General features: G+C 62.7%; 13 protein-coding genes. 9 read left to right on the top strand and 4 right to left on the bottom strand.

Annotated features, from left to right (window positions below; all coding sequences use genetic code 11):
• Window positions 1-10 precede the first annotated feature (10 nt).
• The 6 genes from purN to nadC all read left to right on the top strand — a co-directional run bounded on the left by purN (window position 11) and on the right by nadC (window position 6964).
• Entirely contained in the window at window positions 11-664 is a 654-nt protein-coding gene (gene purN, locus CUJ91_RS14205; RefSeq protein WP_006050109.1) for a phosphoribosylglycinamide formyltransferase, read from the top strand.
• The gene (locus tag CUJ91_RS14200) at window positions 661-1920 is read left to right on the top strand and encodes an RsmB/NOP family class I SAM-dependent RNA methyltransferase (protein ID WP_006050110.1); all 1260 of its coding nucleotides are present in this window, start codon (window positions 661-663) and stop codon (window positions 1918-1920) included. The genes purN and CUJ91_RS14200 overlap by 4 nt, the downstream gene beginning before the upstream one ends.
• A gap of 72 nt (window positions 1921-1992) precedes the next feature.
• A complete protein-coding gene (locus tag CUJ91_RS14195; RefSeq protein WP_006050111.1) occupies window positions 1993-3366 on the top strand; it encodes a mechanosensitive ion channel family protein in 1374 nt (457 codons plus the stop codon).
• A gap of 202 nt (window positions 3367-3568) precedes the next feature.
• Complete coding sequence (locus tag CUJ91_RS14190) at window positions 3569-4765, top strand: DesA family fatty acid desaturase (RefSeq protein ID WP_006050112.1); 1197 nt, start codon at window positions 3569-3571, stop codon at window positions 4763-4765.
• 130 nt (window positions 4766-4895) lie between these two features.
• Entirely contained in the window at window positions 4896-6035 is a 1140-nt protein-coding gene (gene nadA / locus CUJ91_RS14185; protein ID WP_114156740.1) for a quinolinate synthase NadA, read from the top strand.
• Window positions 6035-6964: a carboxylating nicotinate-nucleotide diphosphorylase gene (gene nadC / locus CUJ91_RS14180; RefSeq protein ID WP_114156421.1), complete on the top strand. Its 930-nt coding sequence runs from the start codon at window positions 6035-6037 to the stop codon at window positions 6962-6964. The genes nadA and nadC overlap by 1 nt, the downstream gene beginning before the upstream one ends.
• Before the next feature lie 81 nt (window positions 6965-7045).
• Here nadC and nadB read toward each other — a convergent pair whose 3' ends face one another.
• The 4 genes from nadB to radC form a co-directional block, all read right to left on the bottom strand.
• On the bottom strand, window positions 7046-8644 hold the full coding sequence (nadB, locus tag CUJ91_RS14175) for an L-aspartate oxidase (RefSeq protein ID WP_114156739.1): 1599 nt from the start codon (window positions 8642-8644) through the stop codon (window positions 7046-7048).
• A 238-nt stretch (window positions 8645-8882) separates the two neighbouring features.
• Entirely contained in the window at window positions 8883-9050 is a 168-nt protein-coding gene (gene rpmG / locus CUJ91_RS14170; protein ID WP_006050116.1) for a 50S ribosomal protein L33, read from the bottom strand.
• Window positions 9051-9060: 10 nt separating this feature from the next.
• On the bottom strand, window positions 9061-9294 hold the full coding sequence (rpmB, locus tag CUJ91_RS14165; protein ID WP_053858652.1) for a 50S ribosomal protein L28: 234 nt from the start codon (window positions 9292-9294) through the stop codon (window positions 9061-9063).
• Window positions 9295-9577: 283 nt separating this feature from the next.
• On the bottom strand, window positions 9578-10342 hold the full coding sequence (radC, locus tag CUJ91_RS14160) for a RadC family protein (protein WP_029968031.1): 765 nt from the start codon (window positions 10340-10342) through the stop codon (window positions 9578-9580).
• 177 nt (window positions 10343-10519) lie between these two features.
• Here radC and CUJ91_RS14155 point away from each other — a divergent pair, with 177 nt between their 5' ends.
• From CUJ91_RS14155 to CUJ91_RS14145, 3 genes are all read left to right on the top strand, one after another.
• A complete protein-coding gene (locus CUJ91_RS14155) occupies window positions 10520-10975 on the top strand; it encodes an FKBP-type peptidyl-prolyl cis-trans isomerase (protein WP_006050119.1) in 456 nt (151 codons plus the stop codon).
• Between the two features lie 2 nt (window positions 10976-10977).
• Window positions 10978-11937 (top strand): 4-hydroxy-3-methylbut-2-enyl diphosphate reductase, encoded by a 960-nt coding sequence (gene ispH, locus CUJ91_RS14150; protein WP_006050120.1) that lies wholly within the window; start codon window positions 10978-10980, stop codon window positions 11935-11937.
• A gap of 543 nt (window positions 11938-12480) precedes the next feature.
• The gene (locus CUJ91_RS14145) at window positions 12481-13680 is read left to right on the top strand and encodes a branched-chain amino acid ABC transporter substrate-binding protein (RefSeq protein WP_029968029.1); all 1200 of its coding nucleotides are present in this window, start codon (window positions 12481-12483) and stop codon (window positions 13678-13680) included.
• Window positions 13681-13838 lie beyond the last annotated feature (158 nt).

Here is a 13838-nt window from a genome sequence, read left to right as displayed (position 1 = left end):
AAATCCGCGCATGAAAAAACTCGTCATCCTGATTTCAGGGCGGGGAAGCAACATGGAAGCCATTGTTCGCGCGTGTGCGGACGAAGGGTGGGCCGCGCAGGTGGCCGCCGTGATTGCGAACCGTCCTGACGCCGCGGGCCTTGCGTTCGCGGCGTCGCACGGCATTGCGACGGCGGTGGTCGATCACCGCCAGTTTCCCGACCGCGAGCGCTTCGATGCGGCGCTGGCCGAACAAATCGATAGTTTCTCGCCGGATCTCGTCGCGCTCGCCGGCTTTATGCGCGTGCTGACGGACGGTTTCGTCGACCGTTATGCGGGGCGCATGCTGAACGTGCACCCGTCGCTGCTGCCGAGCTTTCCTGGACTCAAGACACATCAGCAGGCGCTCGACGCCGGCGTGCGACTGCACGGCGCGTCGGTGCATTTCGTGACGTCGCAGCTCGATCACGGGCCGATCGTCGTGCAGTCGGCGGTGCCCGTCGTGGCCGGCGACACGCCCGCGACGCTCGCCGAGCGCGTGCTCGCGACCGAACACATTATTTATCCACGCGCGGTGCGCTGGTTCGTCGAAGGGCGTCTTGCTCTTGACGGCCTGCGTGTCACGCTTACGCCGCCGGAGCCGCAATGGCTCTTTGCCGGTCACACCGCCGGAGAGGGCGCATGAGATTGCATGGTTTTTTGATTGGACAAACTGAGACTTTGCTGGCTGAAGTCCTAAGACTGAATGGTCCCGCCGACGCCACCACGAGCCGCTTTTTCCGCGCGCATCCGAAGCTCGGACACGGTGAGCGCGGCGTCATCGCCGAGGCGGTTTTCGCGGTGCTGCGCCGGCGCATGGAATTCGCGCATCTGGCCGAAAGCGGCGCCGGCAGCCCGGCGCGCCGCATGGCTTTGCTCGGTCTGATGCAGACGGCGGGCCGCTCGGCGCTCAAGCCGTTCGTGTCGGACTCGGAATCCAGGTGGCTCGAACACGTCGCGATGATCGACCCGGAAAGCCTGCCGCTGCGGATTCGCCTGAATCTGCCGGACTGGATCTATCAGGCGCTGGCCAAGCGTTTTGAAGCCGCGGAACTCGCGCAACTGGCCGCCGCGCTCAACTACCCGGCGCCTCTGGACCTGCGCGCGAACCCGATCAAGGCGAGCCGCGACGACGTGCTGAACGCGCTGTCGAAGGCCGGCATTGAAGCCGGCGCCACGCCGTTCGCGCCGTTCGGCGTGCGCGTGGTCGGCAAGCCGCCGCTCACCAAGCTCGACGCGTTCCAGCAAGGCTGGCTCGAAGTCCAGGACGAGGGCAGCCAGTTGCTGTGCTCGCTCGTCGCGCCCAAGCGCGGCGAAATGATCGTCGACTTCTGCGCGGGCGCGGGCGGCAAGACGCTCGCGCTCGGCGCGGCGATGCGCTCGACCGGGCGTCTGTACGCATTCGACATCTCCGAGCGGCGTCTCGCCAAGCTCAAGCCGCGGCTTGCGCGCAGCGGTTTGTCGAACGTGAATCCGGTGCTGATCGACAGTGAACACGACGCCAAGATCAAGCGGCTTGCCGGCAAGATCGACCGCGTGCTGGTCGACGCGCCGTGCAGCGGCCTCGGCACGCTGCGCCGCAATCCCGATCTGAAATGGCGTCAGTCGCCGGAATCGGTCGCGGAGCTTGCGCCCAAGCAGGCGTCGATTCTCGCGAGCGCGGCGCGGCTCGTGAAGAAGGGCGGGCGTCTCGTGTACGCGACGTGCTCGATCCTCGAAGCGGAAAACGAAGCGGTCGTGCAGCAGTTCCTCGCGGATCACCCGGACTTCGCGCTCGTCCCGGCGCGTGAAGTGCTGGCCGAGCAGCGCATCGACCTCGAAATGGGCGATTACCTGTCGCTCTGGCCGCATCGCCACGCGACCGACGGCTTCTTCGCCGCCGTGCTCGAACGCCAGAGCTGAGGCCCGACGGGCTGCGCGCCGGCTCGCCGATCGATTCTTCGATCCCGGCGAGCCGGCCATTCCCGCAACATCATGCAAAACAGACTCTTTTCGCACCTTTTCGGCGATCTCACGCGCGACTTCGGCCAGCCGGTCATGCTGTGGCAAATCGGCTTGCTTCTCACGACGCTCGCGCTCGCGTGGCTGCTCGCGCGCGTGCTGCGCCGGGCGCTCGATTTGCGCCGGCAGACGCGCTACCAGACGTTGCGCTTCGGCGCCGAAAGCCTGAACCGCGCGTTTTTCCCGCTGATCGGCGCGGTGCTGGTGTGGCTCGCGCGCGCGATCGCGGGCCAGTTCATCCACACTGCGCTGCTCGATCTCGCGTTGGTGCCGCTCTTCGGCATCGGCTTGATTTACATCGTGTTTTTCTTCGCGCGACGCGTCTTTAGCCACGACGGCGAGACGCATCCGTGGCTTTTCGTCGTCGAAAAAATCGTCTCGCTGGTCGTCTGGGTCGCCATGGTGCTGACCGTGATGGGCATTCAGGACGACGTGATCGAGTGGATGGCGAGCGTTCACTTTCGCATCGCCAATGCGCATATGACGCTGCTTTCGCTCGTCACCGGCCTGCTGTGGGTGGGCGTCACGATGATCGTCGCGATGTGGCTCGGCTCGGCGTTCGAAGACCGGCTGATGCGCGCCACCACGCTCGACGCCAATCTGAAAGTGGTGGTGGCGCGCGTCGGCCGTGCGGCTTTCGTGCTGGCGGCCGTGCTGATCAGCCTGTCGCTCGTGGGCATCGACATCACCGTGCTCGGCGTGTTCGGCGGCGCGCTCGGCGTGGGGCTCGGTTTCGGGCTGCAGAAGATCGCGAGCAACTATGTGTCGGGCTTCATCATCCTGATCGACCGGTCGTTGCGGATCGGCGACACGATCAACGTGAGCGGCCTGCAAGGCATGGTCACGCAGATCCGCACGCGTTACACGGTCGTGCGTGGCCTCGACGGCATCGAGACGCTGATTCCAAACGAGAAGCTGATCACCGACGTCGTGCAGAACCAGTCGTCGTATCTGACGCGCGGCTATGCGAAGGCGGCGGTGCAGATCGCCTACACGGCCGACGTCGAACAGGCGATGGCGCTGCTCGCGCAAGCCGCCGCCGGCGTGCCGCGCGTCCTCGCGGACCCGGCGCCCACGCCTTACCTGACGAGTTTCGGCGCTGACGGCATCAACCTCGAACTGGGTTTCTGGATCGCCGACGCCGCAACCGGCACCTCGGCCGTGCGCTCGGCGGTCAATCGCAACATCTGGCAGCTTTTCTCCGCGCACGGCATTTCGATTCCTTTCGCGCAACGCGAAGTGCGGATCGTCGGCAACGTCGGACACATTGCAAATGTCTCCGGTGTCGCACCGCAGCCGGTAACTATGACCGCGCCTGCCGCCAATCAGGCAGACAACGCGCTCTGACGGGCACTTCTGGGTCTGCGGTGAGTCAAAATGGGCTCATTGCAGACTATCGCTCGTTGATGCCGCACAAAAAATCCCTATTTGTTACAAACACTTGGAACGCTTCCAGTAGAATGTCGTCCAATCCCGCTGTATGCTTTCACTTTCTTGACACGCGCAGTCCGCGGGTGTCTCGTGTCTCTCGTTCCACAGGTAAATTGCCTTGTTGAATTCCTTGCTCGATTTCCTTGCCCACGGCCTGCTGCGCTTCTCCTGGTGGCAACTTGTGCTGTACACCCTCGCGGTCACGCACGTCACGATCATCGGCGTGACGGTTTATCTGCACCGCTGCCAGGCGCACCGCGCGCTCGAATTGCACCCTGTCGTCAGTCATTTTTTCCGGTTCTGGCTGTGGATGACCACGGGCATGCTGACCGGTCAATGGGCGGCTATCCACCGTAAACACCACGCGAAGTGCGAGACCGAAGAAGATCCGCACAGCCCGCAAACGCGCGGCATCTGGAAGGTGCTGCTCGAAGGCGCGGAACTGTATCGCACCGAAGCGAAAAACGAAGAAACGATGCGCAAGTTCAGTCACGGCACGCCGAACGACTGGATGGAGCGCAACGTCTACACGAAGTACCCGATTCTCGGCGTGAGCCTGATGATGGTGCTGAACGTCGCGCTGTTCGGCGTCGTCGGCCTGACCATCTGGGCTGTGCAAATGGTGTGGATCCCGTTCTGGGCGGCCGGCGTCGTCAACGGTCTCGCGCACTTCTGGGGCTACCGCAACTTCAACTCGTCGGACGCCAGCACGAACATTTTCCCGTGGGGCATCATCATCGGCGGTGAGGAACTGCATAACAATCACCACACGTATGCGACGTCGGCCAAGCTGTCGAACAAGTGGTATGAGTTCGACATCGGCTGGATGTATATCCGCATCATGTCGGCCTTCCGTCTTGCGAAGGTGAAGAAGATCGCGCCCACGCCGCGTCTGACCACCGGCAAGCTGGTGCTCGACCAGGACACGTTGCAGGCCGTGCTGGCAAACCGTTACGAAGTGATGGCGCGTTACGGCAAGGCGCTTAAGCGTGCGTATCGTCAGGAACTCGCGCATCTGAAGGAAGTCGGCGCACGCGAGAAGTATCAGCTCATGCGCGGCGCGCGCAACTGGTTCCATAAGGAAGAAGCGGGGCTCGACGAGCCGCAGAAACGTCTGCTGCCGCAAATCTTCGCGAACAGCCAGAAACTGAAGACGTACATCGACATGCGCAACGAACTCGCGGCAATGTGGGAGCGCTCGAACGCGTCGCGCGACCAGTTGCTGGTTCAGTTGCAGGACTGGTGTCATCGCGCTGAGGCGAGCGGCATCAAAGCGCTGCAGGATTTTGCAATGCGACTGCGCCGTTATGCTTGATCGCGAAATCCATTAAAATTTCGTTACGTCACAAAACCCCGCGTTGGCGGGGTTTTGCTTTTTGGGCCGCGGAAAATGCAGCATGACGCAGTGCGCAGGCCGCGGCGGCAGAGCGAAGGCAGAGGAGATCATGGATCAGCAGGCGATCAGGACCGTCGAATACGACCGGCCGCAGGCGCAGGGCACGTCCTGCGGGATCGGACAGGCGTGGGCGAAGGTGCCCGACATGCCGTCGGCAGAACAGAAAGTGGCGCTGAAGGAGCGCATCCGCGCATTGCTCAAGCGCGAGAAGGCAGTGCTTGTGGCCCACTACTATGTCGATGCCGAATTGCAGGAGCTTGCCGACGAAACCGGCGGCTGCGTCGCCGATTCGCTCGAAATGGCGCGCTTCGGGCGTGACCACGACGCACAAACTTTGGTCGTTGCCGGCGTGCGTTTCATGGGCGAGACCGCGAAGATTCTGAGTCCCGACAAGCGCATTCTGATGCCGGACCTCGACGCTACCTGCTCGCTCGATCTTGGCTGCCCAGTGGACGAATTTTCGGCTTTCTGCGACGCCCATCCGGATCGCACGGTCGTGGTCTATGCGAACACCAGTGCCGCGGTGAAGGCTCGCGCCGACTGGATGGTGACTTCATCGATCGGACTGGAGATTGTTGCCGACTTGCACGCGCGCGGCGAAAAAATCATCTGGGCGCCGGACCGGCACCTGGGCGGTTATATCCAGAACAAGACCGGCGCGGACATGCTCATGTGGCAGGGCTCGTGTCTCGTGCACGACGAATTCAAGGGCATCGAACTCGATTTGCTGCGCGCCGAATATCCCGGCGCGAAAGTGCTCGTGCATCCCGAGTCGCCGGCCAACGTCGTGGCGCTCGCCGATGTCGTCGGCTCTACCACGCAGTTGATCGACGCCGCGCAGAAGCTCGATGCGACGCATTTCATCGTCGCGACGGACCTCGGCATCCTGCACAAGATGCAACTCGCTGCGCCCGGCAAGACGCTGATTGCCGCGCCCACGGCCGGCAACAGCGCGACCTGCAAGAGCTGCGCGCACTGTCCGTGGATGGCGATGAACGGCCTCGCGAATCTGGCCGACGTGCTCGAGCGCGGCCACAACGAGATTTTCGTCGACCGTGCTATCGGCGAACGGGCTCGTCTGCCGATCGATCGCATGCTGGACTTCGCCGCGCGTCACAAGAAGCGCGTGCAGGCGAGCGGCGATCTGGCGCGCGACGCGCAGTTGTATTCGAACGTAGGAGCCGCCTGATGAACGCGGTAGCGCAAGATTCAGCAGAGGCCGGTTCCGCCGCCTATAGCCAGGCGGAAGCCGTGTCGCCGCTCTTCGCCGAGATCCGCGCGCAGTACGGCGCCGCGTTCGACGCCGCGCTGGCACGCAACGTCGCGGACGCGCTCGCGGAAGACATCGGCACCGGCGACCAGACCGGCCGCCTCGTTCCCGCCGACGAAGTGCGCGACGCGCGCGTCATCGTCCGCGAGGATGCGGTGTTGTGCGGCGTGCCCTGGTTCAACGCCATCTTGCGGCAGGTCGATCCGCGGATCGAGGCGCAGTGGCGTTATCGCGAAGGCGACCGCATGACGGCGGACACGCCGGTGTGCGAACTGCGCGGGCCGGTGCGCGCGCTGCTTACCGCCGAACGCAACGCGCTCAACTTTCTGCAGTTGCTGTCCGGCGTGGCGAGCGCGACGCGCCGGTACGTCGACGCAATCGCGCATACGCGCACGCGGATTCTCGACACGCGCAAGACTTTGCCAGGCTTGCGGCTCGCGCAAAAGTACGCGGTGCGTGTGGGCGGCGGCGCGAATCAACGGCTCGCGTTGTACGACGGCATCCTGATCAAGGAAAACCACATTGCCGCCGCCGGCGGAGTGGGCGCGGCCATGAACGCAGCGCTTGCGCTCAACGCGGGCGTCCCGATTCAGATCGAGGTCGAAACGCTCGAACAGCTGGAAACGGCATTGGCGCATCGCGCGCAGTCCATTCTGCTCGACAACTTTTCCTTCGATGCAATGCGCGACGCGGTACGCATCACCGCTGGATGCGCGGTGCTGGAAGTGTCGGGCGGCGTCAACTTCGAGACCGTGCGGACGATTGCGGAGACAGGCGTCGACCGCGTGTCGATCGGCGCCCTGACGAAAGACGTGCGAGCGACCGATTACTCGTTGCGAATCGTCTGACGCGGTTTCCAGAAATTAGGCTTCGTGAGACATGAAACGCCATCGCCGGCATGAAAGCCGGCGATGGCGTTTCCGTTTGCATCACACGTTGCGGTTGCGCACGTATTCCGGCGAGAGCACGGTCGGCAGCGCTTTGGGCAAAGTCGCCGGCCAGTCGCGGCTGAAATGCAGGCCGCGGCTTTCGCGCCGCGAGCGCGCGCCGTCGACGATTAGCGAAGCCACGTCCACCAGATTGCGCAACTCCAGCAGGTCGCGGCTCACCTTGAAATTCGCGTAATACTCGTGAATCTCGTCGCGCAAGAGGGCGAGCCGGTGGCGCGCTCGCGCAAGCCGTTTGTCCGTGCGCACAATGCCCACGTAGTTCCACATGAGCCGGCGAAGCTCGTCCCAATTGTGGGCGACCACCACTTCTTCGTCCGGATCGGACACGCGGCTCTCGTCCCAGTCCGGCAACGGCGCATGAACCGCGCCGCTAAAGCCTTCTTCTTCGATGGCGCGCGCAGCCGAGCGGCCGATCACCAGACACTCGAGCAGCGAATTGCTGGCCAGACGGTTTGCGCCGTGCAGCCCCGTGCAAGAGGTCTCGCCGACTGCATAGAGGCCCGCGAGATCGGTGCGGCCCGCCAGATCGGTGACGACGCCGCCGCACGTATAGTGCGCCGCCGGCACGACCGGAATGGGTTCCTTCGTGATGTCGATGCCGAATTCCAGGCAGCGCGCGAGGATCGTCGGAAAATGCTCGCGCAGGAAATCGGCCGGCTGATGGCTGATGTCCAGATACACACAATCGATGCCGCGCTTCTTGATCTCGAAGTCGATCGCGCGCGCGACGATGTCGCGCGGCGCGAGTTCGGCGCGCTCGTCGTGGTTCGGCATGAAACGCGTGCCGTCCGGCAGCTTCAGCACGCCGCCTTCGCCGCGCACGGCTTCCGAAATCAGAAACGACTTGGCGTACGGATGGAACAGGCAGGTCGGATGGAACTGGATGAACTCCATGTTCGAGACGCGGCAGCCCGCGCGCCATGCCATCGCGATGCCGTCGCCCGTCGCCGTGTCCGGATTCGTGGTGTACAGGTAGACCTTGCCCGCGCCGCCGGTGGCGAGCACCGTGTGCGGCGCCTCGATGGTGACGGTGCGGCCGGTTTGCACATCGAGCGCATAGAGGCCATGACAACGGCGTCCCGGCAGTCCCAGCCGGTCGGAGGTGATCAGGTCGATCGCGCAGTGATCTTCGAGCAGTGTGATGTTCGGATGCCGCCGCACACGCTCGCTGAGCGTGGTGACAACCGCATGGCCCGTGGCGTCGGCCGCATGAATAATCCGCCGGTGGCTATGGCCGCCCTCGCGAGTCAGGTGGAAGCCGAGCTCGGCCGCGTCGTCTTTCGTGAACGGCACGCCCTGGTCGATCAGCCATTCAATCGCGGCACGCCCGTGTTCGACGATGAACCGCGTCGCCGCTTCGTCGCACAGGCCGCCGCCGGCAACCAGCGTATCGCGCACGTGATTGTCGATGCTGTCCGCGGAATCCAGCACGGCGGCGATGCCGCCTTGCGCCCAATCGCTCGCGCCTTCAGTCATCGACCGCTTGGCGATCACCGCAACCCGCCGCGTTTCTGCGAGATTGAGCGCGACGCTCAGCCCCGCGAGACCGCTACCGACAATCGCCACATCGAATTCCATTGCTTGCATCTCCGTCTTTTCGTTTTGCTGTGCAAACGCGACAATCACGCGCTGCTAAAACGAGAAAGGATACGCGCCGCGACGGTCGAGGGAAAGCTGGCCGGACGTCATAAGACTTCACGACCGGGCACATCAAGGTCAAACGACGGTTTTGACGACCCAGAAACAAAAAAGCCCCGCACGAATGCGAGGCTTTTTGCACATGTCTTTGCCTTCGTCAAAAGGCAGGAGCCAAGACTTACTTGATCTTGGTTTCCTTGTAGTCAACGTGCTTACGGACGACCGGATCAAACTTCTTGATCAGCATCTTTTCCGGCATGTTGCGTTTGTTCTTCGTAGTCGTGTAGAAGTGACCCGTGCCTGCGGTCGATTCCAGCTTGATCTTGTCGCGTGCGCCTTTCGCCATGATTTACTCCTTAGGCTTCACCGCGTGCGCGCAGATCTGCGAGCACAACGTCGATACCGTTCTTGTCGATCAGGCGCAGGCCGGCGTTCGAAATACGCAGACGCACCCAACGGTTTTCGCTTTCCACCCAAATACGGCGGCTTTGCAGGTTCGGCAGGAACCGGCGCTTGGTTTTGTTGTTCGCGTGGGAAACGTTGTTGCCGCTCATCGGCGCTTTCCCAGTTACTTGGCATACGCGTGCCATGAGAGCACTCCTAATACGCTAATTCTGAGTTCGAACGCCGTGAAAGTTTCCCGAAAAGAGTCGCGCTGAAATCAGGCACGTATCCTTTCCGGAACGCCTTGGTGGCTTCGGAACAGGGGGTTGGAAATAGGCAAACCGGAATTCTAGCAGGAAAAAAGCCGCAAAATCAAACCTTATTTGCGGTGGCGAGACACGGCGCGGCGCCTTTTCGCGTCCCGTTCACGCTTTTTTCATGTCGCCTAAAGAGCGCCGAAAGACCCGTCAAGCTGCCGGTCGCACTGCGTCACGGCCACCCGGCGCGGGCGAACGAGTATACGCTGTCCGCGCCGATCACGAGATGATCGACGAGTTGCACGTCGATCAGCGCCAGCGCTTCACGCAGTGTGCGCGTGAGACTGCAGTCGCTGGCGCTCGGCTGCACCGCGCCCGACGGATGATTATGCGCGACGATCAGGCTCGCCGCATTGAGCGCCAGCGCCCGCCGCACGATCTCGCGCGGATACACCGCCATGCGCGTGAGCGTGCCGCGCGCGCTTTCCTCGCTGCGAATCAGCCGATGCCGCGCGTCCAGGAACAGCGACACGAACACTTCCTGCGGACGGCCGCCGATCAGAAGCCGCAGGTAATCTTCCACGGCCTCGGGCGAATTCATCAGCGAACGCCGGCGCATCTTGTCGACCAGCGAACGGCGCGCCATTTCCATGATCGCGAGCAACTGCGCTTTTTTCGCGGGCCCGATGCCGCGCAAGCCGTCGAAATCCGCGTAAGTCGCATCGAGCATGGCCCGCAGCGAGCCGAAGCGGTCGAGCAGCTCGCGCGCCACGCTGAACACGTCGTGGCCGGGCAGGCCGGAGCCGAGCACGAGCACGATCATCTCCGTGTCCGACAGCACAGCCGGGCCCTGATCGATGAGCCGTTCGCGCGGCATATCGTGTTTGGGCCATTTGCGCCGGCGGCGCGGATTGGGCGCATCGGCAGGGCGGGCGACGGGCGGCGAACGAGCGAAATCCAACATTGGATCGCCGATTGTGGACGCATAATCAGACATATAGAGACAATTCCTCCGCTTAGGGTTGAAGCTTCGTGCGTGCGATGGACGCAAGCCGAGGCCAGCCATGTGGCTTACAATAGACGCTTTGCGCACGGCACGCCGACGGTGTGCCGCACGCGTCGGCTGCGCCCGCGGCGCACGCGTGAGAGCGCGCTTCGACTGAGCGAGCACTGCATGAGCATCATCGACATTTCCGAAGTGAAGCCCGGTTCACACGTAACGCTTCACTACCGGCTTTCCCTTGCCGATGGCGCCGAAGTCATCAATACCTTCAACGACAAGCCCGCCACGCTGCTGCTCGGCGCCGGTCAGCTCGCGCCGCCGCTGGAAGACATTTTGCTGGGTTTGAAGGTCGGGCACCATTCGACCTTTCGGCTAGATCCCGGCGTCGCCTTCGGTCCGCGCAATCCCGAGTTGATCCAGCGCGTGTCGCTGGCCACGCTGCGCGAAAACAGCATGATCGGTGAGGATTTTTCTCCGGGCGACCTGGTCGAATTCAACGCGCCGGGTGGCGGCCGCTACGCCGGCGTTCTGAAAGAAGTGAGCGAAACGTCGGCCCTGTTCGATTTCAACCACCCGCTTGCCGGCCAGGCGCTGGCGTTCGAAGTGAAAATCATCGGGATTTTGTAAACATGACCATCGCGGATACGACCCTTGCCGAAACCGAGATCCTGCTGGCGCAGCCGCGCGGGTTCTGTGCCGGCGTCGATCGGGCTATCGAGATCGTCGAACGCGCGATCAAGCTGCACGGCTCGCCGATTTACGTGCGTCACGAAATCGTCCATAACGCCTACGTCGTCGAAGATCTGCGCAAGAAGGGCGCGATTTTCATTGAGCGGCTGGAAGAAGTGCCGCCTGGCAACACGGTTATCTTCAGCGCGCACGGCGTGTCGAAAGCGGTGCGCAGCGAGGCCGAATCGCGCGGGCTGCGCGTGTACGACGCGACCTGTCCGCTCGTGACCAAGGTGCACATCGAGGTCGCGAAGATGCGCCAGGACGGCTTCGACATCGTGATGATCGGCCACAAGGGCCATCCGGAAGTGGAAGGCACGATGGGCCAGGCGGGCGAGGGCATGCATCTCGTCGAAGACATCGAGGACGTGCAGGCGCTGCAACTGGCCGACCCCGAGCGGATCGCATTCGTCACGCAAACCACGCTGTCGGTCGACGACGCCGCCGAAATCATCGGCGCGCTGAAGGCGAAATACCCGTCCATCCGCGAGCCGAAGAAGCAGGACATCTGCTACGCGACGCAGAACCGCCAGGACGCCGTGAAGTTCATGGCGCCGCAGTGCGACGTGGTGATCGTGGTCGGCAGCCCGAACAGTTCGAACTCGAACCGGCTGCGCGAACTGGCTGAAAAACTCGGCGTGCCGGCCTATATGGTCGATTCGCCGGATCAGATCGATCCGACATGGGTCGAGGGCAAGCGCCGCATCGGCGTGACTGCGGGTGCTTCGGCGCCGGAAGTGCTGGCGCAGGCGGTCATCGCCCGTTTGCGGGAGTTGGGTGTGCGCAATGTCCGCGCGCTCGACGGCATCGAGGAAAACATCGCGTTTCCGCTGCCGCGTGGCTTGGGTCTGCCGGCCTGACGGTTCGCAGCCACCATAGACCATAAGAAAGCGCGCCTTCGGGCGCGTTTTTTTCATCCTGACGCCGCGAAGGCCATTCAAGAAACGGTGCCACATCACTGCGAAATGCGGTTTCCCACACCGACGCAGGCAATCTTTTTTGAAATTCGATCTGGCGTTAAATCGGTTTTTCGATGATGCGTCCCCGATTATTTGCGACCTATCCGCCCTGTTGCAATTTTGGCGCACTAAAATGGTGCTCGTCAAAGGCGGCTCAACAAAACCCACCATTTGACGTAAACCACGCTGTAGCAGGCCGCAGCGCCGTTCGGCCGCAACACTTGATGCCATGCGTTCCCAAGCCGGTGCAACTGATGCACGAAAAACAGTCGCAACCGGGTTGCGCCTTTTGCGCGAAAGCGGTCTCAAAATACGGTTGCAATGCAGGAAAACCCTGCCGGTTCAACAATATTGCCCGTCGCAAAATTGGAGTTACAATGCGCGCGTTCTCAAGGCCTTAGCGCCTTCAGACGATGGAATTTGCAAGGGCGGGAGACCTACTTAATGCGAGTCAAGTTTGCTTACGCCGTGTCCATCGCGGCCGCGGTTGCGATGTTGACCGCGTGCGGCAAAAAACAGGATGGCGAGGCGGGAGCAGGTGCGTCGGCGGCAGCAGCATCCGCGGCGCCGGCAAGCGAAGCAATCGTCGTGAAAATCGGCCACGCGGCTCCGTTGACGGGCGGCATTGCGCATCTCGGTAAAGACAACGAAAACGGCGCGCGTCTCGCGGTCGAGGAAATCAACGCGCAGGGCCTGACGATCGACGGCCACAAGATCGACTTGCAACTCGACGCGCAGGACGACGCCGCCGATCCCAAAACGGGAACGGCCGTCGCGCAAAAGCTGGTGGACGATCACGTGGTGGCCGTCGTCGGGCATCTGAATTCGGGCGTGTCGATTCCGGCTTCCAAGGTCTATAGCGACGCGAGCATCGTGCAGATCTCGCCGTCGTCGACGAACCCGGCTTACACGCAGCAGGGTTTCAAGACGACCTACCGCGTCGTCGCCACCGACGCGCAGCAGGGTCCCGCACTCGCCAATTACGCGACGAAGGCGCTGGGCGCGAAACGCATCGCCGTTGTGGACGATGCGACCGCCTACGGCAAGGGACTCGCGGACGAATTCGCGAAGACCGCGGAGGCGAACGGAGCGAAAGTCGTCACGCGCGAAGCGACGAACGACCGGGCCACGGACTTCCGGGCCATCCTCACGAAGATCAAGAGTGTTCACCCGGACGCCATCATGTTCGGCGGCATGGACGCAACGGGCGGGCCGTTTGCCAAACAGGCGGCGGCGCTCGGTATCAGGGCAAAAATCCTTGGCGGCGACGGCGTGTGTACCGACAAGGTAGGTGAGCTGGCGGGAACCGCCGTGCAAAACCTGGTCTGTTCGGAAGCGGGACTCGCGCTTTCGAAAATGGACAGGGGAGCGGACTTCGAGAAGAAGTACGTCGACCGCTTCCACACGCCGGTGCAGATTTACGCACCGTTCACGTACGACGCTGTGTACGTGATTGTCGATGCAATGAAGCGCGCTAATTCGATCGAGGCGCCCAAGGTGCTGGCTGCGATGCCGTCCACCGATTACCACGGGGTAATCGGCCGCATCGCGTTCGACGACAAGGGTGATTTGAAAGAGGGCGCCATTACGCTTTACGACTTCAAGGACGGCAAGAAAGCGGTTCTCGACGTCGTGAAGATGTAATGACGGGACGTTCAGCCTGACGGCACCGAACCACCCGACGGTGCCGTTTTTGCATCCGCTGAAGGCTAGCCTGCGACTGTGACCCAGTCGTGAAGGCGAATCGGCGGCGGATAAACCCTTACCGGTCTTTTACATCAGTACCCGCAGTGCCGTTGAGA

Origin of the sequence: Paraburkholderia graminis (assembly GCF_003330785.1) — a bacterium.
GTDB classification, from domain to species: Bacteria; Pseudomonadota; Gammaproteobacteria; order Burkholderiales; family Burkholderiaceae; genus Paraburkholderia; species Paraburkholderia graminis.
This window is presented reverse-complemented; position numbering and strand designations above follow the sequence as displayed.

Coding starts and splice junctions, on each gene's coding strand:
- purN (WP_006050109.1), top strand. CDS start 11: ATGAAAAAACTCGTCATCCTGATTTCAGGGCGGGGAAGCAACATGGAA.
- CUJ91_RS14200 (WP_006050110.1), top strand. CDS start 661: ATGAGATTGCATGGTTTTTTGATTGGACAAACTGAGACTTTGCTGGCT.
- CUJ91_RS14195 (WP_006050111.1), top strand. CDS start 1,993: ATGCAAAACAGACTCTTTTCGCACCTTTTCGGCGATCTCACGCGCGAC.
- nadA (WP_114156740.1), top strand. CDS start 4,896: ATGGATCAGCAGGCGATCAGGACCGTCGAATACGACCGGCCGCAGGCG.
- nadC (WP_114156421.1), top strand. CDS start 6,035: ATGAACGCGGTAGCGCAAGATTCAGCAGAGGCCGGTTCCGCCGCCTAT.
- nadB (WP_114156739.1), bottom strand. CDS start 8,644: ATGGAATTCGATGTGGCGATTGTCGGTAGCGGTCTCGCGGGGCTGAGC.
- rpmG (WP_006050116.1), bottom strand. CDS start 9,050: ATGGCGAAAGGCGCACGCGACAAGATCAAGCTGGAATCGACCGCAGGC.
- rpmB (WP_053858652.1), bottom strand. CDS start 9,294: ATGGCACGCGTATGCCAAGTAACTGGGAAAGCGCCGATGAGCGGCAAC.
- radC (WP_029968031.1), bottom strand. CDS start 10,342: ATGTCTGATTATGCGTCCACAATCGGCGATCCAATGTTGGATTTCGCT.
- CUJ91_RS14155 (WP_006050119.1), top strand. CDS start 10,520: ATGAGCATCATCGACATTTCCGAAGTGAAGCCCGGTTCACACGTAACG.
- ispH (WP_006050120.1), top strand. CDS start 10,978: ATGACCATCGCGGATACGACCCTTGCCGAAACCGAGATCCTGCTGGCG.
- CUJ91_RS14145 (WP_029968029.1), top strand. CDS start 12,481: ATGCGAGTCAAGTTTGCTTACGCCGTGTCCATCGCGGCCGCGGTTGCG.